Source organism: Legionella yabuuchiae (genome assembly GCF_900640115.1).
In the GTDB taxonomy this organism is placed as follows: Bacteria; Pseudomonadota; Gammaproteobacteria; order Legionellales; family Legionellaceae; genus Legionella_A; species Legionella_A yabuuchiae.
The window spans coordinates 1-22,694 of record NZ_CAAAIW010000026.1 but is presented as its reverse complement, the minus strand read 5'-3'; the positions used below and the strand labels follow the sequence as shown (position 1 = coordinate 22,694).

The window sequence follows — 22,694 nt, the reverse complement described above, 5'->3', positions numbered from 1 at the left end:
ATAGGATAAATTCTTAAATCTTATTTTTGCCAAAACTGTCGAGAAAATAAAATGAGCAGCGAAAAAATTTCCAGACGGCCTGCGATCATGGCAAACATTAACAACCACTTGCTGGGTAAGTTTAAATGATCAAATGTGACGCTTATTGCCCCAATTCCTGCCCCGGCATTGGCTAATGAAGCAACAATGGCTGAAAAGGACGTCACAAAATCATTGCCAAATGCGATAAACAACACCATCAATCCTAGAAAAAGGGCAATAAATACCGAGATAAATCCCCACATCGACTGCAGCACCGGCTCATCAAGAATATGCTCGCCAAATTTGATTGGAATAATGGCGTTTGGGTGCAGTAAACGAACCATTTCTCGTTTACTTTGTTTAAATAATAATAACGCTCTCAGGACTTTAACCCCACCACAGGTTGACCCGGCGCAGCCTCCTATAATGGCTAAGATCAAAATCATTACGGGTATAAACGTGGGCCAGGCGCTAAAAGGGGAGGAGATAAACCCGGTGGTGGTCGCTAAGGAGATAATGTTAAATAAGCTTTTGATAAAGGCATGATGGTTCGCTTCAAAATACCCATAACTAATGAGACCTACAGTCACCACACAAGTGGCTAAAAATAATACTTTGATATAAAACCGAAATTCTTCATCTTGCCAATAATGAGTGATGCTACGGTTTTTAATGGCTAAAAAATGCAATGCAAAATTTGTGGCGCCTAACATCATAAAAAACGAAGCAATGAGTTCAATGGTGTTGCTGTGATAATAAGCAAAACTTTGATCATGGAGAGAAAAGCCACCGGTTGAAACGGTTGAAAAGCTTTCGCCTAGCGCATCAAACCAATCCATGCCGGCGGCCCAATAACAGAGCATACACAGTACCGTGAGGAGAAAATAGATGGACCATAGGGCTTTGGCAGTTTGCGTGATTCGTGGTGTTAACTTTGATTCTTTCATCGGACCGGGTGTTTCAGCACGATAAAGCTGCATCCCCCCAACACGAAGCATGGGTAGAATAGCAATGGCTAAGACGATAATACCCATTCCACCTAAAAATTGCAGTTGCTGCCGATAATACAACACTGCATGGGGCAAATCGTCGATGTGACGAATAATTGTGGCGCCTGTGGTTGTAAACCCGGAAACGGATTCAAACACCGCATCCGTCAGGCTATGGGTTTCTGTATCGATTGCAAACACAAAGGGCAACGATGCGAATAAGCACAACACAAACCAAAACAAAACGACAATGAGAAAACCATCACGAGTTTTTAATTCGTTGCGATGATGTTTAAAGCAAGCCCACAATAAGCCTCCAGTGCCCAAGGTACAGAAAAAAGCAGCAATAAAAGGCCACCAAAAATCCTCGTGAAAAATGAGATTAAAAATTAATGGAGTCAGCATGCTCAGGCTGAATATCATTAATAATAAGCCTATCAATCGCAGGATGGTTTTTATTTGCATCACAAAACCTTAGTCTAAGAAACTTAAGTTTACTTGAAACAAAGACTCAACTTGTCGTACGTAGCGTCGTTTGTGCAAGAGTAAAATGACGTGATCTTCAGGTTGCAACGTGATTTCATTGCGAGCGATGAAAACGGTTTCTTCTCGCACAATCGCTGCAATGAGACAAGTGGGTGGTAAATCAATTTGATCTAAGTTGCGGCCAATAACTTTTGACGTGGTTTCATCCCCGTGAATGATCAGCTCGATGGCTTCAGCTTCATCATGTAAGCGATGAACTTTAACCATGTTTCCACGCCGTAATTTCGTAATAATGCTGCCAATGGTAATTCGCTGCGGTGAAATCGCATGATCAATATTGCTATCCGTAATTAAATCTACATAAGTACCGCGATTAACCAGCGCCATAACATGACGCGTACCCAGCCGTTTCGCTTGTAAACAAGACATAATATTCGCCTCATCATCGTTGGTCACGGCACAAAAAACATCCGTGAACTCAATATTTTCATTGACCAACAAATCACGATCAGCAATATCACCCTGCAAAACGGTTGATTTATGCAGTTGTGAAGCCAGGTAATTGGCGCGTTCAAAATTGTGTTCTATCACTTTAATTCGATAGTGCAGTTCAAGCGTTTGAGCCAATTTACTGCCAATATGACCACCGCCAGCAATGATTAATCTTCGATTAGGGTGTGTATATCGTCCTAATGCGATTAATACTTGCTGGATGGCTTGTGGTGAGGCAATAAAGAGGACATCATCGCCTCGCTCAATGACGCAATCTTCGTCCATGGGTAACGCGACATTATCGCGAAACACAGCGACAACACCTGCTTCAATCGCACTTAAATGATGATCCAGTTCTTTGATGGTTTTTCCAATCATCATCCCGTCGGATCGCGGCTTAATGGTTACGAGAAGAACTCGCCCATCAGAAAAATCGAGAATATTAGAGGCTCCTGGATAGTCGATGAGCTTTACGATGTGTTCGGTTACCAATTGTTCAGGACTGATACAAACATCAACAGGAATGTGTTCATTACTGAATAAATCAGGATATTGATAATAATGTCGAGAGCGAATCCGCGCAATTTTATTTGGGGTACGAAATAGACTGTAAGCAATTTGACACCCCATCATATTGATTTCGTCGCTGTTGGTCACAGCGATAAGCATATCCGCTTGCTCAATCCCGGCTTCTATAAGCACATTAGGATGCGAGGCACAGCCTTGCACGGTTTTAATATCAAGACGATGCTGAATGTCGCGCAAACGCGCACTGTCGATGTCGACTAAGGTAATATCATTGTCTTCATGAGCTAGGTTGCGTGCTAAGGTTCCACCAACCTGACCGGCTCCCAGTATTACAATACGCATAGTTTATCCGTTACAAGTTTGTCATCAATCGACCTTCATACACAAATACGGCAGGGCCCGTTAAGAATAGATCATCCTCTTTGCTTTCCCAGCAAATTATGAGAGACCCCCCCGGTAAATCAACTTGTATTTGAGCCCCTAAGCCATGAAATAGTCGTCCTACTGCAGCGGCAGCCACCGCTCCACTGCCGCACGCTTGGGTTTCACCGCAGCCGCGCTCATACACCCTTAGTTTAATGTGGTGCTTATTTTTAATTTCCATAAACCCAATGTTGGCTTGTTCTGGAAAAATCGGATGCTGACTAAGCAGAGAACCAGCCTCTTTCACCGGAGCTTTTTCCACATGGTCAACTAAAATGACAGCGTGAGGATTTCCAACATTAATCGCATGAAAATCATATTGATTCGATGCATTTAATTTTAATTGATACAATGCTTGTTCTTTTTCGACCATTAAAGGAATAGCTTCGGGATGAAGCTTTGGTTGCCCCATATTCACCGTCACGGTTTTATCGGGATTTAGGTATAAGATCATGCGGGTTGTTCGTGTCTCGACATTAAGGCGAGTTTGGTTGCTTAAATCATAATGCGCTATAAATCGAGCTAAGCAGCGGGCTCCATTTCCGCATTGACCAACTTCTTGGCCATCGGCATTATAAATACGGTAAAAAAAATCAACCTCAGGGTTTGTGCTCTTTTCCACAATCAAACATTGATCAAATCCGATTCCTGTGTCACGACGGCTGAGTAATCGTATTTGCTCATGATGTAAGTTCACGGACTGATTAATACCATCAATGACTATAAAATCATTTCCTAAGCCATGCATTTTGGTGAATTGTAAATTCATAATGATTTTGATTCCGTCTGTGGAGGTTCAGGTAAATATAACGCCCCCTTTTGGCCACAAGCCGTTATTAAGCACACCAGGATAATTAGACTTATCAATGGTTTAAATAAACCCAGTAAGTGTTTTAAAATCTTCATGGATAGCTTCAATGTTATTAATAGAAGATCAATATACTACATCAAAACATGAATCAATTCCTCAATGGAGCGGACTTTCGTACGAGCAACCACAGATGGCCTGAACAAATGGGTCCAGGTAGAGGTTGAGTTAATTATGAGCGCAGTTCTTAACGCGCTCTTCGTAGCCGTTTGCTTGTAAATGGGAATTAAATCAAAAGGTAGCAGGATTACACACCCCAACTTTAAATTACACCTAATTTGAGTCGACCAGGGCTGTCCCATCAAAATGACGTCTTTGCGAACGAAGTGAAGCAATCCAGGCCGATGTGCATTAAAAACATCGAACTGGATTGCTTCGTCATGGCTCGCAACGACGAGTTTTGAGTTAGAAAGAGTCAACTATGCTTATAAGTGCACATAAATTTATGGTGGGATAGCCGTGGTCGATGCATGCAGCTTGCCATGAGTAACCACATTAGCGATAATTTGCCTTTTTCTTCGGAGACGTGAGTTGAATTTTTTTATCAACGAACCACAAGGCGCTGGGCAAGCTTGCATTATTTGGATGCATGGGTTAGGTGCGGATGCTCAGGATATGAAGGGTCTGGCTCAAGAATTGAATTTAGACCGACCTGTTCGCCATGTTTTTATAGATGCACCTATCCGGGAGGTAACGGCAAATAATCATATGCCGATGCGCGCCTGGTATGATATCTATAGTTTTAGTTTTAGAGATAAGGTCGATCGCACAGGAATTATCGCGTCTGAAGAAGCTATACAGACCGTTATATCCCAGCAACTGGAGGCTGGATTTTCTACCAAGCAGATTTTTTTGGCTGGATTTTCACAAGGTGGCTCCATGGCTTTGTTTACAGGCTTACGATACAAAGAAGCTCTAGCAGGCATCATTGGCTTATCCACCTGGCTGCCGCTGCACGAGGAATGCACAGTGAATCAACCCTTAAACCTTCCTATTTTTCTAGGATATGGTCAGCAGGACGACTTAGTCAACCCAGCACTATCGGAAGAGACGATGGAGTGGTTAAGGTCACAGAGATTAGAGTCTCTATTTTCTCGTTCTTATTCGATGGGACACTCGGTTTGTTATCCAGAATTAATTGATTTAACCCGCTGGCTAAATGAGCGCATTTCAGAGCTACCTACTCAGGCAGGAGGGGAGCAATGACTATTGTAAAACAATCACGCACGGTACCTTATACCTGCGAGCAGATGTATAATCTAGTGAACGATGTTGAAAAGTATGATGAATTTTTGCCTTATTTTTCAAAAAGCATTGTTCATCACCGTGACGAAGATGAAGTTCAGGCGACTTTGGTCATTTCTGCTGCTGGAATGAGCAAATCATTTACTACGCGTAATCGTTTGCAAACGAACAAAATGATCGAGATACGGCTTGTCGATGGTCCATTTAGTCACCTTGAAGGATTTTGGCGATTTGATGAGACGAAGGACGGATGTCATATCTCGTTCGATTTGGAATTTGATTTTGCCGGCCGCATGTTTTCAATGTTACTTGGTCCTGTGTTTGAACAAGTGACCTTTAAAATGGTCGATGCATTTTGTGAGCGAGCTGAGGCGTTGCATGGTAACGGTTGAAGTTATTTATGCGCCTAGGGATAAGCCATTAGTGCATCTAAAGCTCACCGTTAATCCAGGAAGTACTGTCGCGGATGTGCTGGAGCAATCCGGAATAAAGAAAAACTACCCGGAAGTGGCGCAGCTTTCCCTTGGCATTTTTGCAAAGAAAGTAGCGCCAGACACGACAGTAAAGCCCGGCGATCGGATTGAAATCTATCGGCCCTTACTCATTGACCCTAAAGAAAAGCGACGGCAACGCGCTAAGTAGAGTACGCATACAATTCTATTCATGCTATTCTTAACGTATGATGTTACCCCATCCTACTCGCGTAAATGGTGCTTCATAGGGTACTTGCTGACTTAATCGCCATTAAGTACCTAAAAGACACTGTTCTTTGAACATGGATTTATTATGGCTATGGATAGAATGACCAACAACTTCTGTGACTTAATTCATTTAATTAACCATGATTTTGCGCTACAGCCTTGTTTCTACGTTGCCATTTTAGAGGACAAACACATTATCCGTGCGCTGAGTAATAACTGGGAAGAGCTTGGTTTAGGCAGTAAAGAAACCCTATTAGATCAACCCTTAGACAAGTTAGATCCAAAGCATGCCCACAAACTAAAAGAACGCCTGAGTCAGCATGAGGTTCGTTATTATCAACCTTTTCTTAAACGCGAACATTATACTATTTGGCTTCGAACAAAAACTATGGATTCATTCACCCTGCTTGAGTTTGAAACAGTGGATAAGAAACCGTTAATTCAGGATTTTTCGGTTCTTTTGGAATCTTACAGCCACATGATAAGAGAGCGGGCAAAATTACCCACCGAAAAACAACTGCTAGAGCATTTAATTTCGATAATATTTAAAGCCTTACATTTTGATGTTGTGAGAGCTTATCAATTTAATCAAGACTGTACAGGAATGGTCGTTGCTGAGAAAAAAATACAATCCGTTGCTTCTTATGAAGGATATTATTTTCCAGAAACGGATGTTCCTTTACCCGTTCGTAAATTGTTTCATGATATTTTATATCGCTATCTTCCTGACATCGAGGCTGAACAAGTCCGGATGTCTGGTCAAAATGATGCATTTAATGAATTACTTTTGAGAGCCGATGGGCGTGCTTTAGCAGGGGTACATTATGATTATTTAAAAAACATGAAGGCAAAGGCGGCCTTTACGGTTCCTGTAATTATAGATGATGCACTTTGGGGTTTAATCGCATGCCAGCATAAAACGGCAAACTATATTCATCCACAGGACCGTTTTTATTGCCGTTTGTTAGTTGAGTACTTTGTTTTAAGTAAAGTGATGATTGAGCAAGAGACAAAACGAGAAAAAAACCTCTTAATGCTTGCTGAGTATTCAAAGCTGCACTCTTCGACCCCGAAAACAAAATCGCTTGATCAGTTTTTTGGACATAAAAAAAACAATCTGCTGAATATGATGGATGCCGCTGGGTTTGTTTGTTTCTTAGATGATTCGTATTACACCAGCGGAACTCATCCCAGTAAAGATGAAGTAAACGAATTGATTCGTTGGTTAGGACGAAAAAAGTTTCTTGAATTTTATTACTGTGATGACTTGCCGTTGCAATTTCTTAAGGTAAAACGATTTAAACATCGGTTTTGTGGACTCTTCGCTATCTCGTTGTCTTTAACAAAACCGTATTATTTGCTGTTTTTCCGAGATGAATACATCTCAACGATAACTTGGGCAGGAAATCCCAAAGAAGCCTTAAACAAATCGACCAATGATGATTATTCTCCAAGGAGTTCCTTTAATGCTTGGCAAGAACAAGTTGCCAATCATAGTAAACCCTGGTCCAGTGAGTCTATAAAATATGCTGAGATTATTAAGCGAATCTTAATGGATAAATGGGTCCAGCTTAAATTTTATGAGCAATCTTTTACTGATGGGTTGACCAAGGCCTATAATCGCCATTTTTTAAATGATTACGTAAAAAAATTTGAAAAAAATCGACGAAACGAGAAACGTGTCTTTTGCGTATCAATGCTTGATATTGATAATTTTAAACGTCTGAATGATGAATACGGTCATGCATTCGGCGATGAGGTTTTGTCAATCATTGCCGATCTTATTAAACAGCATTTAAGAAAAACCGATCTTGTAATTCGCTATGGAGGCGAGGAATTTCTTGTGGTGTTAAATGGCTGCGATGATTCGCAAGGGCAAAAACTAATCACCAAAGTTCTAAACGCGATACGAACCTATCGCTTTTATTCTACGTCTGGAACCCTAGTTCATGTAACGATCTCAGCAGGAATTACTTCCTCGCAAGCGGCAGATAAAAAGTTGATGGCACTTATTCGGCAAGCGGATAAAGCGCTTTATCAAGCCAAATCCACCGGAAAAGATCAGCTAGTGAATTTTAATGAGCTCTGAGTCTTTGCCCTTAGCTAGCTATTTGCGTGAACACACCACACCGCTTCACCATAACGTGGAACAACACCCCTGGGTCATTCAATTACTGAAAGGGAGCTTGCCTCTATCGAATTACTATCTGTTTCTAAATTTATTATTAGAAGTCTATGAAGAGTTAGAGTCGTACCTAGCCGAGGACTCGATGCATATGTTATTTCGCAAAGAACTGATGCGAACAGATAAATTAAAACAAGATCTCCACACTTTTTCCAAATTATGGAACCTAAATGATTTGAAGGACTCGATGGTAATCAATCCCTACGCTCGGCATCTAAGAAAAGACGTTGACCTAGAAATGGGTGTGGGACATTTTTACACTAGATATTTTGGGGACTTTCAAGGTGGACAAATCCTTAAGCAGACTTTAAAAACACTCTACAACCTGCCAGAACAAGCGTTAAATTTTTATGATTTCAGCGAGTTTAAGGCAAAATACCCCCAAGGGATTGATTATTTAAGGGGGATGATTAATGACCTTCCTTTCTCAAAAAAACAAAAAGCTCGCGTCTTATTGGAATCAAAACAGGCATTTATTTTATCTAGTCAGTTGATGGATTTATGTCTATGAAACGGTCTTTTCGCTTACCCAGGATAGGAGGCTTCCAAAGCCCAAAACACTTTTAAAGCATCGCTGTACTCAAGGGGTTTGATAAAATGTTCGCGCACGTTTAAGGGCTCTAGGGCCAGCTTTTCTTTAGTCGTAAACGCCCCGGTTAGGACAAACACTGTAATATCATAAAATTGAGGATCCTGTCTTAGCTGTTTTAAAAATTCGATGCCATCCATGTTTGGTAGATTAAGATCCAACAGGATAATTTTAGGATGAATTGCTTCTTGCTTGTTGCGGCCATAAAGCTTATCCATAGCCTCAGCGCCACTCTTAGCGGTGTCAATTTTAATCAAAGCATTCACTTTTTTAAACGTACGACAGGCCGATTGAACGTCGACTTCGTCATCTTCTACATACAAAATATCAACAGGAGCGCGGACATCCATATATATCTCCTAGGGCAGATTAGTTCTAGCTATAAGTCCTTTACTTAAAGTATAGTACGCGTTTAGAAGACTTAAACTGTGGATTGGTTATTGCTTTCAAATAAGCACTCGCATATAATACCCGCCAGTTTCTTTTTTAGATTGAATTATAGGCACGTAGCTCAGTGGTAGAGCACCACCTTGACATGGTGGTGGTCGGTGGTTCGATCCCACTCGTGCCTACCAGATAACCCTGCTGCGCAGGGTTTTTTTTTCGATAGACCCTAAGCAAATGCTTGCGACATAAACGCTCGAATTCAATTTGTGGTATATGAGGGAAAAATGCCAAATATTCATTTGCCTGACGGTAGCGTTAAACACTTTGAGAGCTCAGTTACCGTGAGTGACGTTGCATTAAGTATCAGCCCAGGCCTTGCCAAAGCCGCTATTGCTGGCCGGGTTGATGGCCAATTGGTTGATGTCAGTCACCGCATCATTCAGGATTGCTCGTTAGTCATCGTAACGGAGAAGGATCCCGCCAGTTTGGAGATTATCCGGCATTCGGCGGCTCACCTTTTAGCTCAAGCCGTCAAACAGTTATTCCCCAGTGCGCAAGTGACTATTGGCCCAGTCATTGATGATGGATTCTATTACGATTTTGCATTTGATCGTTCTTTTACACCAGAAGACTTAGAGCGCATTGAGACGAAAATGAAAGCGTTGGCTAAGGAAAACTATCCTGTCACTCGTCGGATTATGCAACGAGATGAAGCCATTGAGTACTTTAAAAGCATTGGTGAAGAGTATAAGGCAAAAATAATTGCTGAGATTCCACACAATGAGACCATCTCGCTTTACCGGCAGGGTGATTTTGAAGATTTATGCCGCGGCCCTCATGTGCCTTCAACAGGATTTATTAAAGCGTTTAAATTGACCAAATTAGCTGGCGCCTACTGGCGTGGTGATTCAAACAATGAAATGCTGCAACGGATTTATGGTACCGCCTGGGGAGATAAAAAAGCATTAGAAGCGTACTTACATCGCATAGAAGAAGCCGAAAAGCGCGATCATCGCAAGTTAGGAAAAGCCCTTGGCTTATTTCATTTTCAAGACATTGCCCCGGGTATGGTATTTTGGCATCCCAAAGGATGGGCGATTTATCAAGTATTAGAGCAGTACATGCGCGGTCGCTTAACAGATTATGGTTATCAGGAAATTAAAACCCCGCAGCTTGTTGATCGTGTTTTGTGGGAAAAGTCAGGCCATTGGGAAAACTTTCGTGATGAAATGTTCATTACCGAGACTGAAAATCGCCACTACGCCGTTAAACCAATGAATTGCCCTTGCCACGTGCAAGTGTTTAATCAAGGCCTAAAAAGCTATCGTGATTTACCGTTGCGCTTGGCAGAGTTTGGTAATTGTCATCGCTGTGAGCCATCCGGTGCGTTGCATGGTTTGATGCGTGTTAGAAACATGGTGCAGGATGATGCCCATATTTTTTGTACGGAAGATCAGATTCAGCCTGAAGTCGGCATGCTATTGGACTTGGTGCAGTCTGTTTATAAAGACTTTGGATTTAAAGACATTATTTATCGTTTAGCGTTACGACCAGAAATGCGAGTAGGATCGGATGCCGTATGGGATAAAGCAGAATCGGCTTTAAGCCAGGCGATGAGCAGCCGTGGAATTGATTACATTGATGCGCCTGGCGAGGGCGCATTTTATGGCCCTAAGATCGAATGCTCCTTAACCGATTGCTTGGGAAGAATTTGGCAGTGTGGAACAATTCAAATCGATTTCTCCATGCCTGATCGCTTAGGCGCGCAGTTTGTTGCGGAAGATGGTTCTAAGCAAACTCCAGTGATGATTCATCGTGCCATTTTAGGTTCCTTTGAACGATTTATGGGAATTTTAATTGAACATCATGCAGGGTTAATGCCTACTTGGCTCTCACCCATCCAAGCATCGGTGTTAACCATCACCGAAAAACACAATGAATATGCACAATCAGTACATGAAATATTACAAAAAAAGGGCATTCGTTCAAATTATGACTTGAGAAATGAGAAGATTGGCTTTAAAATTCGCGAGCATACTTTACAAAAAGTGCCATACTTATTAATTATTGGCGATAAAGAAGTCGAAAATAATCTAGTTTCCGTCCGCACCCGCGAAGGGAAAGACCTTGGCGCTATGAGTATTGATGAAGTATACAAGATTTTAGGTCAAGCAATTGATGAAAAGAAATGACCAAGCACGATTCCATATCAGGGTCGTTGCTTAATGAATTTAAAAAACCAGCAGGAGGATTGAACCATTAGTGCATCAAACAGACGTGACGCTGATCGCGCACGAATTAATGAACAGATCAATGTCCCAGAGGTACGTTTAATTGATGTAGATGGCAACCAGGCTGGAATTATATCGACACGGGAAGCATTACGTGCCGCTGAAGAAAGCGGGCTGGATTTGGTGGAAATATCACCAACGGCTAAGCCTCCAGTGTGTCGCATCATGGACTACGGTAAATATCTCTTTGAAATTAACAAAAAGCAGGCTGAAGCTAAAAAGAAGCAGAAGCAAACGCAAGTCAAAGAGTTGAAATTCCGTCCTACGACGGAAGAGGGGGATTATCAGGTCAAGCTACGCAACCTGATACGTTTCCTTAATCATGGCGATAAGGTCAAAATCACACTGCGTTTTCGTGGTCGTGAAGTGGCCCATCAAGATGTTGGTATGAAAATCATGGAACGCTTACAAAAAGATACAGAAGAATTGGCTGTTGTTGAACAGCAAGCGAAACGTGAAGGCCGACAACTATTAATGGTATTATCGCCAAAGAAAAAGTGAAGTAGCGAAGAGAACGTTAGGTTGTATATACTTCTCGCGAAGTATCTATGGCCGACTCATTAAATGCGGAGTAGTTATTATGCCAAAGTTAAAAACACATCGTGGAGCAGCAAAACGCTTCCAAAAAACGGCTGGTGGAGCGATTAAGCGTCGCGGTGCATACCGAAACCATATCCTCACTAAAAAATCAACCAAGCAAAAACGGCATTTGCGTGTTGCAGCAAGCACCTTGAAGAAGTGTGATGCACGTCTGGCCGAACGTATGTTGCACGGTAGTTAAGAGGAGAATGAATTATGCCAAGAGTTAAACGCGGCGTTACTGCAAAAGCGCGCCACAAAAAAGTATTAAAGCAAGCCAAAGGGTACTACGGTGCCCGTAGTCGGGTCTATCGTGTAGCCAAACAAGCGGTTATTAAGGCCGGTCAATACGCATACCGTGATCGTCGTCAAAGAAAACGTCAATTTCGTTCACTTTGGATTACGAGAATCAATGCGCAAGCTAGAGAATGTGGCATTTCATACAGTCAATTGATTAATGGGCTTAAAAAAGCACAAATCGAGTTGGATCGAAAAGTATTGGCCGATATGGCTGTGCATGATAAGGCAGCTTTTTCTTCGATCGCTGACCAGGCTAAAGCAGCACTTGCCTCCTGATCCTGGAAGGCAAATAGACTTAATGAACAAGGGTTAATTTGAGATAGATTGGGTGTCTTACCCAATCTACCTTGCGCTACCTAGCTCGTCCTCTTAGACGAATGAAATAAGTCAAGCAAATTAACATTTTTTCTAGGGGGCGTTCGCCTCTTTTTTTATTTTCCAGGCTATACACATGCAAGATATCACCACATTACAAAAGGAAGCCGCTGTTGCTATCAATGCTGCTGAAGATATTCAAAGTCTTGAAACCATTCGAATTGAATATTTAGGAAAAAAGGGTAAGCTGACTGAAATTTTAAAAACGTTAGTGAATTTACCTCCTGAAGAAAAGCCTAAAATGGGCCAATTGGTGAACCAGGTCAAGCGTGATCTAAGTGCCCAAATCGAAGAAAAATTAACTGTTCTTAAAGAAGAACAACTACAAAAAAAACTCGCTGCAGAACAAATTGACGTCACATTACCCGGACGTAATAAACAAGCCGGAACATTACATCCAGTCACTCAGGTCAAGCACATTATTAATGATTACTTCAGTCGCCTGGGGTTTGATGTGGTTGAAGGGCCGGAGGTTGAGACCGATTTTTACAATTTTGAAGCGTTAAATATCCCGGGCCACCACCCAGCTCGAGCCATGCATGATACCTTTTATTTTGGTGATGGACGATTGCTTCGTACCCATACTTCTCCGGTTCAAATTAGAACCATGCAAAAACTCAAGCCGCCGTTCCGTCTGATTGCACCAGGTCGAGTCTATCGTTGTGATTCCGATTTAACACATACACCGATGTTTCATCAGGTTGAAGGGCTTTTAATCGATAAACAAGCGACATTAGCCGGTCTCAAAGGGTTGCTGCAGGATTTTTTTGCACATTTTTTTGGCCGAACACTAGCCATTCGATTTAGACCTTCTTATTTTCCATTTACCGAGCCATCAGCAGAAGTAGATATCGAATGTACCCAGTGTTCTGGAAACGGGTGTCGTTTGTGTAAATTTACTGGTTGGTTAGAAGTACTGGGTTGTGGCATGGTGCATCCCAATGTGTTAAAGGCCGTGGATATTTCACCACAGGAATATCAAGGGTGGGCTTTTGGCATGGGAATTGACCGAATGGCCATGTTGTACTTTGGCATAGATGATCTGCGGATGATGTTTGAGAACGATTTTTCGTTTTTGAATCAGTTTTAATCATCCCCCAAATTAAGCTAGGAATGTCGATGAAAGTTAGTGAATCGTGGTTACGTGAATGGGTTAATCCAGCATTAACAGCCCAAGAACTGGCTTCTCAGTTAACTATGGCCGGTTTAGAAGTTGATGCTGTTCATCCCGTCGCAGGGGACTTTACCAACGTTGTTGTGGCTGAGGTGGTTAGCACAGAGCCGCATCCCGAAGCGGACAAACTAACGGTATGTCGTATCAATGCCAATGAGAATTCTCTGTATACGGTGGTTTGTGGAGCATCTAATGTTCGTACGGGTTTAAAAGTGGCTTTCGCCAAATTGGGTGCGACGTTACCTGGTGGGTTTAAAATTAAAGAAGTCAAACTACGGGGCCAAGTATCACAAGGCATGCTTTGTTCGGGTGCAGAATTAGCGCTTGAAGAAAGCTCAGAAGGCATTATGGAACTACCAACGGATGCTCCAGTAGGGATGAATGTACGTGAGTACATGGCGCTAAACGATCATATTTTAGACATCGATCTAACCCCAAATCGCGCGGATTGTTTTAGCGTTTTGGGCATCGCTCGTGAGGTGGCTGCCTTAAATTCTATGTCATTACCACCTATTTCTGCAACAGCGATCAAACCACAACTGGATCAGACCCTAGTAATTGAGATCAATGCAACTGATGCTTGTCCACAATACTTTGGGCGTGTGATCAAGGGCATTAACCCCAACGCGGTGTCTCCTTTATGGTTAAAAGAGCGTTTGCGTCGTGGGGGCATACGACCGCTTCATCCGGTCGTGGATGTCACCAATTATGTCATGCTCGAGCTAGGTCAACCGATGCATGCGTTTGATCATCGTGTTCTAGACACCAGCATACAAGTTCGATACGCCAAACAGGGAGAATCATTAACGCTTTTAGATGGTCAAAATGTAGAACTCTCTCCGGCTGTGTTAGTGATTGCGGATAAGTCCAAGCCTTTAGCTATGGCAGGGATTATGGGAGGAGAGTCCTCAGCTGTTGATGTTGAAACGACGGACCTTTTCTTAGAAAGTGCCTATTTTAATCCGTTAGCTATTGCCGGTGTCGCTCGTCAATATGGTCTGCATACAGATTCTTCTCAGCGATTTGAACGGGGCGTTGACCCGGCCTTACAGCGTGTCGCAATAGAGCGCGCTACGGAACTGCTCCAAGAAATTGTGGGTGGAGAGGCTGGGCCACTGACTTCATTCTGTGAGTCTTCCTTATTACCGTCTCTGATTGAAATTTCCTTTAACCCTGCACAAGTTAAGAAACTAACTGGTGTGGAAGTCGCTGAACGGGAAATGGAAGCGATTTTTAAATATCTTGGCATGCAGGTTAATAGCAAAGAATCTATCTGGCAAGTCAAGGTGCCTTCTCATCGATTCGACATCGCATTAGAAGTAGATCTAATTGAAGAAATTATTCGCCTAAATGGCTACGACAACATTTCGGCCCAGCCAATGATGCTGCGCGCTGAAGCAGGCACGGTGAGTCAAACCGAACAGATGGTTACCCAAGTCTCTCGTTTTCTTACTCATCGTGGATATCATGAAACGATCAGCTATAGTTTTGTGGATCCCGAGTTGCAAGCGGTGATCTATCCAGATTCCCCAACCCTCAAACTTCTAAATCCAATTTCAAAAGAATTATCTGAAATGCGCGCAGGTATGTGGCCAGGTCTCATCGCATCGATGATCTATAATCTTCATCGTCAGCAAACGGCAATTAAATTATTTGAAGCGGGTGTGGTTTTTAATTTGGAGTCTCATGAATTAAAAGAAGAGCCTTGCCTTGCCGGTCTTATTGTTGGTGAAAAAGGCGCTTTAAATTGGGCGGAGCAAACAAGACCTTTTGATTTTTTTGATTTAAAAGGGGATTTAGAAGCACTTTTTGCGCATTTAAATCTCACTTCTGTAGAATTTAAACCCGATACTCACCCAGCTCTACACCCCGGTAAAACCGCCGGGATTTACATCAATCAGATTAAAGTCGGTTCGATTGGTGTTCTTCATCCAAAAATCGTCGATGCGTTAGATTTCCATGGTGAGGTGTTATTATTTGAATTAAAACTTGACGGCTTACAACAGCAGAGTCCAGTCCGCTATCAACCCATTTCAAAATATCCTCAGATTAGAAGAGATTTATCTTTGTTAGTAGGTGTTAATATAACTCTGTCGGATATTGAAAAAACCGTACGGTCAGTAATGAACTCAAACTGGCTAAAGTCATTTGATGTCTTTGATGTTTATACGGGAACGAATATTCCAGAAGGCAAGAAAAGTATCGCAATTGCGTTAACCCTACAGGATACAAATCGCACGTTGGTGGACTCTGAGATCAATGCCGGGATCAGTGCTATAATAAAATCGTTGGAAGAACAATTTGAAATAACATTGAGGGATTAATCGTGAATGCACTGAGTAAAGCAATAATAGCAGATGCTTTATCCAACGAAGTTGGGCTGGCTAAACCAGATGCCAAAGTAATGGTTGAGCTTTTTTTTGAGGAAATCCGCCAGGCATTGGAAAATGGACATCATGTTAAACTTTCTGGATTTGGAAATTTTATTTTACGAGATAAAGGCCGACGTCCAGGTAGAAATCCTAAAACTGGCCAGGAAATTCCAGTAAAGGAACGACGTGTAGTCACCTTCAAAGCAGGGCTAAAACTCAAATCCAAAGTTGAACAGAAGTCAAATAAATAGTTTGAAGGTTGATTCATTGTCTCACTACGCGAAGCATATTTTTATTTGTACCAACCAGAAAGCGCCTGGCAAAACATGCTGTGCAAACCAGGGTGGCGAGTTATTTTTTGATTATTTAAAATCTAAATTAAAAAAAATGGAACTTCATGGTTCCGGAAAAATCCGAGTTAGTAAGTCTGGTTGTTTGGGACGTTGCAGTTTAGGTCCCTGTATGGTGGTGTATCCTGAAGGCATATGGTATAATTACGCGTCATTTGACGACATCGATGAAATCGTTAATACCCATATATTAAATGGTGAGCCGGTAGAGCGTCTTTTGATTTAGAACATGTTCCTTAAGTTGGTTTTTTTTCTTTTTTCTCGCCTGCAACTGGTAAATTTAAAATTTTTACTTGTAGGTTTATCTACTTTTGGTTAAAATCGCCCGTCCAAGTATAAAAGATTACCAATAATGGCGGTACGGAGTTAAGTTGATGAAAACATTCAGCGCCAAGCCACATGAAGTCAAACGTGACTGGTATGTGGTTGATGCAAGCGATAAAACATTAGGTCGTTTGGCAACAGAAATTGCTCGTCGTTTGCGCGGCAAGCATAAAGCAGAGTATACACCACATGTGGATACTGGTGATTACATTGTGGTTACCAATGCCGAAAAAGTGACCGTTACGGGGCGAAAATTCAGTGACAAGATCTATTATAGTCACTCTGGGTTTCCCGGCGGAATCAAGTCGATTTCTTTTGAAAAGTTACAGGAGAAAAATCCTGTATTGATTATTGAAAATGCTGTGAAGGGCATGCTGCCTAAAAACCCATTGGGCCGTGAAATGTACCGTAAACTCAAAGTGTATGCTGGTTCAGAACACCCACATACTGCACAGCAACCTAAGCAACTAGAGATTGAGGAATAAGTATTATGGCTGATATGCAGCAATACTATGGAACCGGCCGCAGAAAAAGTTCAACCGCCCGCGTGTTCTTGCGTCCTGGTAAAGGCGAAATTCAAATTAATAATCGCCCATTAGAAGAATATTTTGGTCGTGAAACCTCTTGCATGGTGGTTCGTCAGCCATTAGAAACGGTTGATGTTTTAAGTAAATTTGATATCTATGCAACCGTTGAGGGTGGTGGTATTTCTGGCCAAGCAGGTGCAATTCGTTTAGGCATTGCTAGAGCGCTGGTTGAGTATGATGAGCAAGATTTGCCAGAAGATGCTGAACCTAGCGCTGATTCTTTCCGCAGAAAACTTCGCGCTCGTGGTTTGTTAACCCGTGACCCGCGTCGTGTTGAACGGAAGAAAGTTGGTTTGCACGGCGCTCGTCGCGCAACGCAGTACTCCAAACGTTAATTGGTTTTATCAAAAGCCCCGCTTAGGCGGGGTTTTTTTTTACCAATGAAAATATCGTATTTTCATTGGCGATGGGTATAATTCTTTGATATAAATGGTTTTATCGTTTTTACAATCAGGATGATGTATCTGTGAATGAGAAAACCGATCCAAACCTAGAAAACAAACCAAACGAAGAACTGGTGGATGAACAACGCCGTCAATTTTTATTGACCTCAACGGGGGTTCTGGGGGGAATCGGTGCGTTATGCGCTTTAACGCCATTTATCTCATCTTGGATGCCGAGCGCCAAAGCACAAGCTGCTGGAGCTCCAGTTGAGGTTGATTTAAGTAAGTTAGAACCTGGTCAGCAGATCACCGTAGAATGGCGGGGCAAACCTGTCTGGATAATTCGTCGCACCAAAGAAATGATTGACTCTTTAGACGAGCATGATAGCTTGCTGCGCGATCCTAAGTCGTTGGTCGATCAACAGCCAGAATACGCTCAAAATGAATACCGCGCTATCAAACCAGAATATTTGGTCCTAATCGGAATTTGCACACATTTAGGCTGTATTCCAAAATATAAACCCTATGAAAAAGAACTAGGCCCTGAATGGCCAGGTGGTTTTTACTGTCCGTGCCATGGATCAAGTTTTGATTTGGCTGGAAGAGTATTTAAAAATGTACCCGCCCCGATTAATCTTGCAGTTCCGCCGTATCGATTTGTCAGTGACCATGTCATTATTATTGGTGAAGATAAAGGATGATTAAAGAGGTGTACCGCTTTAAGGAGCAATTATGAATGGATTGTTAAATTGGATAAATGCTCGCTTTCCTCTAGTGTCAACCTGGAAAGCTCATTTCAGCGAGTACTATGCCCCTAAGAATTTCAATGTTTATTATTATTTTGGCTCTTTGGCTGTGGTGGTTTTAGCCAATCAATTAATCACCGGTTTATGGCTCACTATGTTTTATACTCCAACCGCAGCAGAAGCCTTTAATTCGGTTGAATACATCATGAGAGATGTGAACTATGGTTGGATTTTACGTTATCTACATTCTACCGGAGCTTCAGCATTTTTCATTGTTATTTATATTCATATGTTTCGCGGCTTGCTGTATGGTTCTTACCAAAAACCAAGAGAACTGGTTTGGTTGCTTGGCGTGTTACTGTTTGTTCTTCTTTTGGCCGAAGCGTTTTTTGGCTATCTCCTACCATGGGGGCAGATGTCCTACTGGGGAGCGCAAGTGATTACCTCGTTGTTCGGCGCTATTCCTTTCATTGGGGACACATTGGTCGTTTGGTTGCGTGGGGATTACAATATATCAACAGCGACCTTACAGCGTTTTTTTGCATTACACGTCTTTGGCGTACCCATGTTGTTTTTATTGCTGGTCTTTTTGCATATTATTGCGTTACATAAAGTGGGCTCGAATAACCCTGACGGGATTGAAATTAAAAAGTATAAGGATAAAGAGGGTAGGCCGTTAGATGGTATTCCCTTTCATCCCTACTATACAGTGAAGGATTTTTTTGGAATCACAGTGTTTTTAATCCTGTTTTTAGGCGTCGTGTTTTTTGCGCCCGAAATGGGGGGATACTTTTTGGAGCATTCCAATTTTACGCCAGCAAATCCGCTCACAACTCCAGAGCATATCGCGCCGGTTTGGTATATGACACCCTATTATGCCATGCTAAGAGCTGTGCCCGATAAATTGACAGGCGTGCTTATTATGTTTGCCTCAATTGCCATTTTCTTTTTTGTGCCTTGGTTGGATAAAAGTCCAGTGCGCTCGATGCGTTATAAAGGATACTACTCAAAAGGAATGTTGGCGGCGTTTGTAGTGAGCTTTATCGTTTTAGCCTATTTGGGAACCGAGGTGGTTACCCCGGTAAAACTATGGCTCGCTCGGTTTTTTACAGTCGTCTATTTTGCTTATTTCTTGCTGATGCCTCTATATAGTCGTAGTGAATCCCATGAGTCCGTGCCAGAGAGGATATCATCATGAGAGCGTTCATTACATTTATAGCACTGATGCTTAGCTCCATAATTTACTCGGCGGATGCTGGAATTAAATTGCATGAAGTGAAGGTTAATTTGTCGAATCAAGCAAGCTTGCAACGTGGTGCGAAGTTCTTTATGAATTACTGTTCAGGATGTCATTCGCTTAGATATTTACGTTATAGTCAAATGGCTAAGGGTCTAGGCTTAATCACCTTTGATGGTAGCATCGCTAAAGATTTATTAATAAATAATTTAGTGTTTACTTCAGCAACCGTTTATGACCCAATTAACATTGCGATGCCGGCGGTCGATGCAGAACAGTGGTTTGGTCGATTGCCTCCTGACTTAACGTTGACGGCGCGGGAAAAAGGAGCCGACTGGATTTATACCTATTTAAAAAGTTTTTACAAAGATGAGTCGCGCCCCTATGGCTCCAATAATCGCTTAGTACCAGATGTATCGATGCCAAATGTTCTAGCGCCTCTGCAAGGGGTTGTAGTAGCGCTTAATCACGGCCAATCTAAGGAACCTTCGGAGTTCAAATTAGCACTGATTGAAAATGGTACAATGACGCAACAACAATTTGATAGTATGCTGCAAGATTTAGTCAATTTCTTAGTGTATGCGGCGGAACCGAATCGTCTAAAACGTTACTCGATTGGCAGCGTTGTTATTGTCTTTTTAACACTGTTAGCCGTCTTGGCCTATTTGTTAAAACGAGTATATTGGCGCAAAATTCACTAATCATATTCTAATGCCAATCCAAAGCTTAAAATTTAATCAATTGTTAAATCCAACCTTTTAATCGTTCCTTAAGCTTTTCATAGTATAATTTTTTGACATATTTATGATAAGCTCATTTGTTTAAACGGTTAGGATAGATTGATATGCCGAAGAAAGATGAACAAAAAATGAACGAAGGTGCAAGTGGAGATTCATTATCTTTACTAGAGCAATTACCCACTGCACTGATTCAAGGGCCTTTAGCGCAATACCTTTCCAAAAAAGACTTGTCAAACCTTTCTCAAGCATCAAAAGTGATGTTTTTTTCTTGTCAACCACTATTAGAAAAACAGGCAGCTAAAATACTTTTATCCCATGTTGTTAAAGGTGAGGAAGCCGAAGCGCTTAAAATGATTGATAAAAACCCTCGTTTATTGCTTATTCTTTCTAAAGCCACTGACTATTCAGGCCGTTCCTATCAAGGGTTGACGCCCTTTCAGGCCGCTTTGTCCTCTCACGATGTCGCCCTGTGGAAAAAGATAGAGTCCTATTTTGATAAGCTGCCCGATGGTGAGGCAGAAAAGGTAAGGCAATTTAGACAACTATTTCCTGAAGGCCTGCCTCAACAGGAATCGTATGATTTTACCGAGCTAGTTCAAGTTATTTCTAACAGTTCAGATGCTGATATTATGGCAGCTCTTAGAAAAGAGAAAAATGACACACCGATTTGCCAGGCTTTAAACGGGTTTAGAACAGCTTTTACAGATTTGGCAATAAAAGAAATGTTTTTTAATCCATCGCACTTGATTGATGCGCTTAAGGTCTACGACGCGCAATTTGAGCGTTGGTCATCATGGAATCAACGTAATTTATTCTGGCGTCAGGTTATCGGTTATACGCAGCGCTTTCTGCCGGCGTGCTACGCACAAGCTTTCTGCCAGGGTCTTTATTATATTCTTGAAGTAAAAAAGCCGTTATCGCGTTCATTAAAGTTCAAATATGATGATGCCTCCTATTACCCCCTTACTGATTCATCTGGCCTTGGTTTTGATTTCGCGGTCGCGGGGGCGTGGGGGGGCTTTGAGGGCCCCGTGCTGCGGGGGGAGGCGCCGCGTGCATTGATAAACTATGTCGAGCAAATACAGCAGAACTACTTGGACTTGAGCGCCGCATGCGGCATGATGGACAATCCATCACGGGCAACGACAGTTTGACATCACGGTCGTGGTGTACGATTTCTTAACGACACGCTCTTTAAGTAGGTCTAAAGCACACGTTGCAAGACGTTTATCCCAGCATGTCTCTTGATACAGTATTAAGAGTTCGTTATAAGTCCAAATGTCTGAGGTATTTACCCACCAAAGGACAAAGCGGCGCCGAGCGTCTGATCGATTGGATAGAGAATCCATCGTGGACCATCTGCTTGATTTGCTCGCGTGCTTTCCGCATTGTTCTCGGATGTGGAACAATGCGTATTGGCTCAGGCAGCGAATGCGAAGAAATGGTCTCGCCCCCCATTGTGGGTGATAATTGAGCAACACAAGAACGTGCTGCAAACGCATTTTTCGCCTGCGCCCTGTTGGTGTTATCCGCCGGTTGTGTCGGTGGATAGTCGATACCAAGAAAATGAAAACCTTTATCAATAGTGCCCATGCGTGATTTCTTACGCGAAAGGCGCAACTGTCTTTCATGCAATATCTGCATCATGCGCCGACGGCAACGGTTCATCTGCCGCTTTGTTTTACACAAAATAACGATATCATCCTGATAGCGTAGATAAGTCACCTCCATGTTGTCAAACGCATCATCCAGCGGTTTTAAATAAAGACCACTGAAAAATTGCGATAAAGGACCACGAAGTGCAATACCAGTCCCGGGATTTTGATAGCCTCTGGGCGTTTCAATGGGATTGGTGATAATGTTTGTCAGCATTGCTTGCACTTTCTGGTCATCATAATGAGTTTTAACATCTTGTATCAGTTTGTGATGAGGAATGGATTTGTAAAAAGATTTAATATCGGCACAGATTAAAAAGGAATCGCCATGGACTGGGAAGTTGAATTAATATCATTATATCTCTTTGTGTGCAAACATTACCAAGCGGGACTGTCAAATTTTTGTGCCAGAATGACTCGGTATGCCGATTTGAAATTTAGCGATGAGGAAGTAATTGCCTTGTATTTATATGGTGTGATGGAAGGGTATCGCACCATAGAATCTATCCATCGATACGCGAATAAGCATCTTAAAGCATGGTTTCCTTATTTGCCTAGGTACAAAGCTTTTGATCATCGAATGAACCCATTGCATGGCGTTTTCGAACCATTTGTTCATTTACTCTGTGATGAGCTACTCAGTACACGACACGCAGTGCAACTTATA

The 22,694-nt window shown here is 42.1% G+C and carries 26 protein-coding genes and 1 tRNA gene; 21 read left to right on the top strand and 6 right to left on the bottom strand.

The window, feature by feature from the left end; genetic code table 11:
* Positions 1-20: 20 nt before the first annotated feature.
* From E1O47_RS09830 to lptM, 4 genes are read right to left on the bottom strand one after another with little or no spacing between them, the layout of a single operon-like run.
* Positions 21-1,475 carry a TrkH family potassium uptake protein gene (locus E1O47_RS09830; RefSeq protein WP_133131086.1) on the bottom strand — a complete coding sequence of 485 codons (1,455 nt, stop codon included), beginning with the start codon at positions 1,473-1,475 and terminating at the stop codon, positions 21-23.
* A 9-nt stretch (positions 1,476-1,484) separates the two neighbouring features.
* Positions 1,485-2,858, bottom strand: coding sequence for a Trk system potassium transporter TrkA (trkA, locus tag E1O47_RS09825; protein ID WP_133131085.1), 1,374 nt, complete (start codon positions 2,856-2,858; stop codon positions 1,485-1,487).
* A gap of 10 nt (positions 2,859-2,868) precedes the next feature.
* Positions 2,869-3,708: a diaminopimelate epimerase gene (gene dapF, locus E1O47_RS09820; RefSeq protein WP_133131084.1), complete on the bottom strand. Its 840-nt coding sequence runs from the start codon at positions 3,706-3,708 to the stop codon at positions 2,869-2,871.
* Positions 3,705-3,845 carry an LPS translocon maturation chaperone LptM gene (gene lptM, locus E1O47_RS09815; RefSeq protein ID WP_133131083.1) on the bottom strand — a complete coding sequence of 47 codons (141 nt, stop codon included), beginning with the start codon at positions 3,843-3,845 and terminating at the stop codon, positions 3,705-3,707. Before lptM ends, dapF begins: the two co-directional genes overlap by 4 nt.
* Before the next feature lie 493 nt (positions 3,846-4,338).
* On the opposite strand from lptM, the gene E1O47_RS09810 reads away from it, so the two are divergent.
* The 5 genes from E1O47_RS09810 (at position 4,339) to E1O47_RS09790 (ending at position 8,449) form a co-directional block, all read left to right on the top strand.
* On the top strand, positions 4,339-5,013 hold the full coding sequence (locus E1O47_RS09810) for an alpha/beta hydrolase (protein ID WP_133131082.1): 675 nt from the start codon (positions 4,339-4,341) through the stop codon (positions 5,011-5,013).
* Positions 5,010-5,444: a type II toxin-antitoxin system RatA family toxin gene (locus E1O47_RS09805; RefSeq protein WP_133131081.1), complete on the top strand. Its 435-nt coding sequence runs from the start codon at positions 5,010-5,012 to the stop codon at positions 5,442-5,444. Before E1O47_RS09810 ends, E1O47_RS09805 begins: the two co-directional genes overlap by 4 nt.
* The gene (locus E1O47_RS09800) at positions 5,431-5,694 is read left to right on the top strand and encodes an RnfH family protein (protein ID WP_133131080.1); all 264 of its coding nucleotides are present in this window, start codon (positions 5,431-5,433) and stop codon (positions 5,692-5,694) included. The genes E1O47_RS09805 and E1O47_RS09800 overlap by 14 nt, the downstream gene beginning before the upstream one ends.
* Positions 5,695-5,838: 144 nt before the next feature.
* A complete protein-coding gene (locus tag E1O47_RS09795) occupies positions 5,839-7,842 on the top strand; it encodes a sensor domain-containing diguanylate cyclase (RefSeq protein WP_133131079.1) in 2,004 nt (667 codons plus the stop codon).
* A complete protein-coding gene (locus tag E1O47_RS09790; RefSeq protein WP_133131078.1) occupies positions 7,832-8,449 on the top strand; it encodes a biliverdin-producing heme oxygenase in 618 nt (205 codons plus the stop codon). Before E1O47_RS09795 ends, E1O47_RS09790 begins: the two co-directional genes overlap by 11 nt.
* 14 nt (positions 8,450-8,463) lie before the next feature.
* On the opposite strand, the gene E1O47_RS09785 is transcribed toward E1O47_RS09790, so the two are convergent.
* A complete protein-coding gene (locus E1O47_RS09785) occupies positions 8,464-8,877 on the bottom strand; it encodes a response regulator (protein ID WP_133131077.1) in 414 nt (137 codons plus the stop codon).
* 150 nt (positions 8,878-9,027) lie between these two features.
* Between E1O47_RS09785 and E1O47_RS09780 the strand changes: the two genes are divergently transcribed.
* The 15 genes from E1O47_RS09780 to E1O47_RS09710 all read left to right on the top strand — a co-directional run bounded on the left by E1O47_RS09780 (position 9,028) and on the right by E1O47_RS09710 (position 21,526).
* Positions 9,028-9,102, top strand: a tRNA-Val gene (locus E1O47_RS09780).
* Positions 9,103-9,198: 96 nt separating this feature from the next.
* The gene (thrS, locus tag E1O47_RS09775; RefSeq protein WP_133131076.1) at positions 9,199-11,106 is read left to right on the top strand and encodes a threonine--tRNA ligase; all 1,908 of its coding nucleotides are present in this window, start codon (positions 9,199-9,201) and stop codon (positions 11,104-11,106) included.
* A gap of 66 nt (positions 11,107-11,172) precedes the next feature.
* A complete protein-coding gene (infC, locus tag E1O47_RS09770; RefSeq protein WP_133131075.1) occupies positions 11,173-11,706 on the top strand; it encodes a translation initiation factor IF-3 in 534 nt (177 codons plus the stop codon).
* A 79-nt stretch (positions 11,707-11,785) separates the two neighbouring features.
* Positions 11,786-11,986 (top strand): 50S ribosomal protein L35, encoded by a 201-nt coding sequence (rpmI, locus tag E1O47_RS09765; protein WP_133131074.1) that lies wholly within the window; start codon positions 11,786-11,788, stop codon positions 11,984-11,986.
* 14 nt (positions 11,987-12,000) lie between these two features.
* Positions 12,001-12,360, top strand: a complete 360-nt coding sequence (gene rplT, locus E1O47_RS09760; protein ID WP_133131073.1) for a 50S ribosomal protein L20 — start codon at positions 12,001-12,003, stop codon at positions 12,358-12,360.
* Positions 12,361-12,535: 175 nt separating this feature from the next.
* Positions 12,536-13,549, top strand: coding sequence for a phenylalanine--tRNA ligase subunit alpha (gene pheS / locus E1O47_RS09755; RefSeq protein WP_133131072.1), 1,014 nt, complete (start codon positions 12,536-12,538; stop codon positions 13,547-13,549).
* A 29-nt stretch (positions 13,550-13,578) separates the two neighbouring features.
* A complete protein-coding gene (gene pheT / locus E1O47_RS09750; protein WP_133131071.1) occupies positions 13,579-15,957 on the top strand; it encodes a phenylalanine--tRNA ligase subunit beta in 2,379 nt (792 codons plus the stop codon).
* A gap of 2 nt (positions 15,958-15,959) precedes the next feature.
* Entirely contained in the window at positions 15,960-16,256 is a 297-nt protein-coding gene (locus tag E1O47_RS09745; protein ID WP_133131070.1) for an integration host factor subunit alpha, read from the top strand.
* A 16-nt stretch (positions 16,257-16,272) separates the two neighbouring features.
* Positions 16,273-16,581, top strand: a complete 309-nt coding sequence (locus E1O47_RS09740) for a (2Fe-2S) ferredoxin domain-containing protein (RefSeq protein WP_133131069.1) — start codon at positions 16,273-16,275, stop codon at positions 16,579-16,581.
* Between the two features lie 148 nt (positions 16,582-16,729).
* Positions 16,730-17,164 carry a 50S ribosomal protein L13 gene (rplM, locus tag E1O47_RS09735; protein ID WP_133131068.1) on the top strand — a complete coding sequence of 145 codons (435 nt, stop codon included), beginning with the start codon at positions 16,730-16,732 and terminating at the stop codon, positions 17,162-17,164.
* A 5-nt stretch (positions 17,165-17,169) separates the two neighbouring features.
* Positions 17,170-17,601, top strand: coding sequence for a 30S ribosomal protein S9 (gene rpsI / locus E1O47_RS09730; RefSeq protein ID WP_133131067.1), 432 nt, complete (start codon positions 17,170-17,172; stop codon positions 17,599-17,601).
* A 131-nt stretch (positions 17,602-17,732) separates the two neighbouring features.
* The gene (gene petA, locus E1O47_RS09725) at positions 17,733-18,350 is read left to right on the top strand and encodes a ubiquinol-cytochrome c reductase iron-sulfur subunit (protein ID WP_133131066.1); all 618 of its coding nucleotides are present in this window, start codon (positions 17,733-17,735) and stop codon (positions 18,348-18,350) included.
* Between the two features lie 31 nt (positions 18,351-18,381).
* Complete coding sequence (locus E1O47_RS09720) at positions 18,382-19,593, top strand: cytochrome b (RefSeq protein ID WP_133131065.1); 1,212 nt, start codon at positions 18,382-18,384, stop codon at positions 19,591-19,593.
* A complete protein-coding gene (locus E1O47_RS09715; protein ID WP_133131064.1) occupies positions 19,590-20,333 on the top strand; it encodes a cytochrome c1 in 744 nt (247 codons plus the stop codon). Before E1O47_RS09720 ends, E1O47_RS09715 begins: the two co-directional genes overlap by 4 nt.
* Before the next feature lie 143 nt (positions 20,334-20,476).
* Positions 20,477-21,526: an F-box protein gene (locus E1O47_RS09710; protein ID WP_133131063.1), complete on the top strand. Its 1,050-nt coding sequence runs from the start codon at positions 20,477-20,479 to the stop codon at positions 21,524-21,526.
* Positions 21,527-21,638: 112 nt separating this feature from the next.
* Here E1O47_RS09710 and E1O47_RS09705 read toward each other — a convergent pair whose 3' ends face one another.
* Positions 21,639-22,340: a reverse transcriptase domain-containing protein gene (locus E1O47_RS09705; RefSeq protein WP_278025365.1), complete on the bottom strand. Its 702-nt coding sequence runs from the start codon at positions 22,338-22,340 to the stop codon at positions 21,639-21,641.
* 15 nt (positions 22,341-22,355) lie between these two features.
* On the opposite strand from E1O47_RS09705, the gene E1O47_RS09700 reads away from it, so the two are divergent.
* Positions 22,356-22,694, top strand: a 339-nt coding sequence (locus E1O47_RS09700; RefSeq protein ID WP_207384317.1) for a hypothetical protein, incomplete at its 3' end; no start/stop codon positions are given.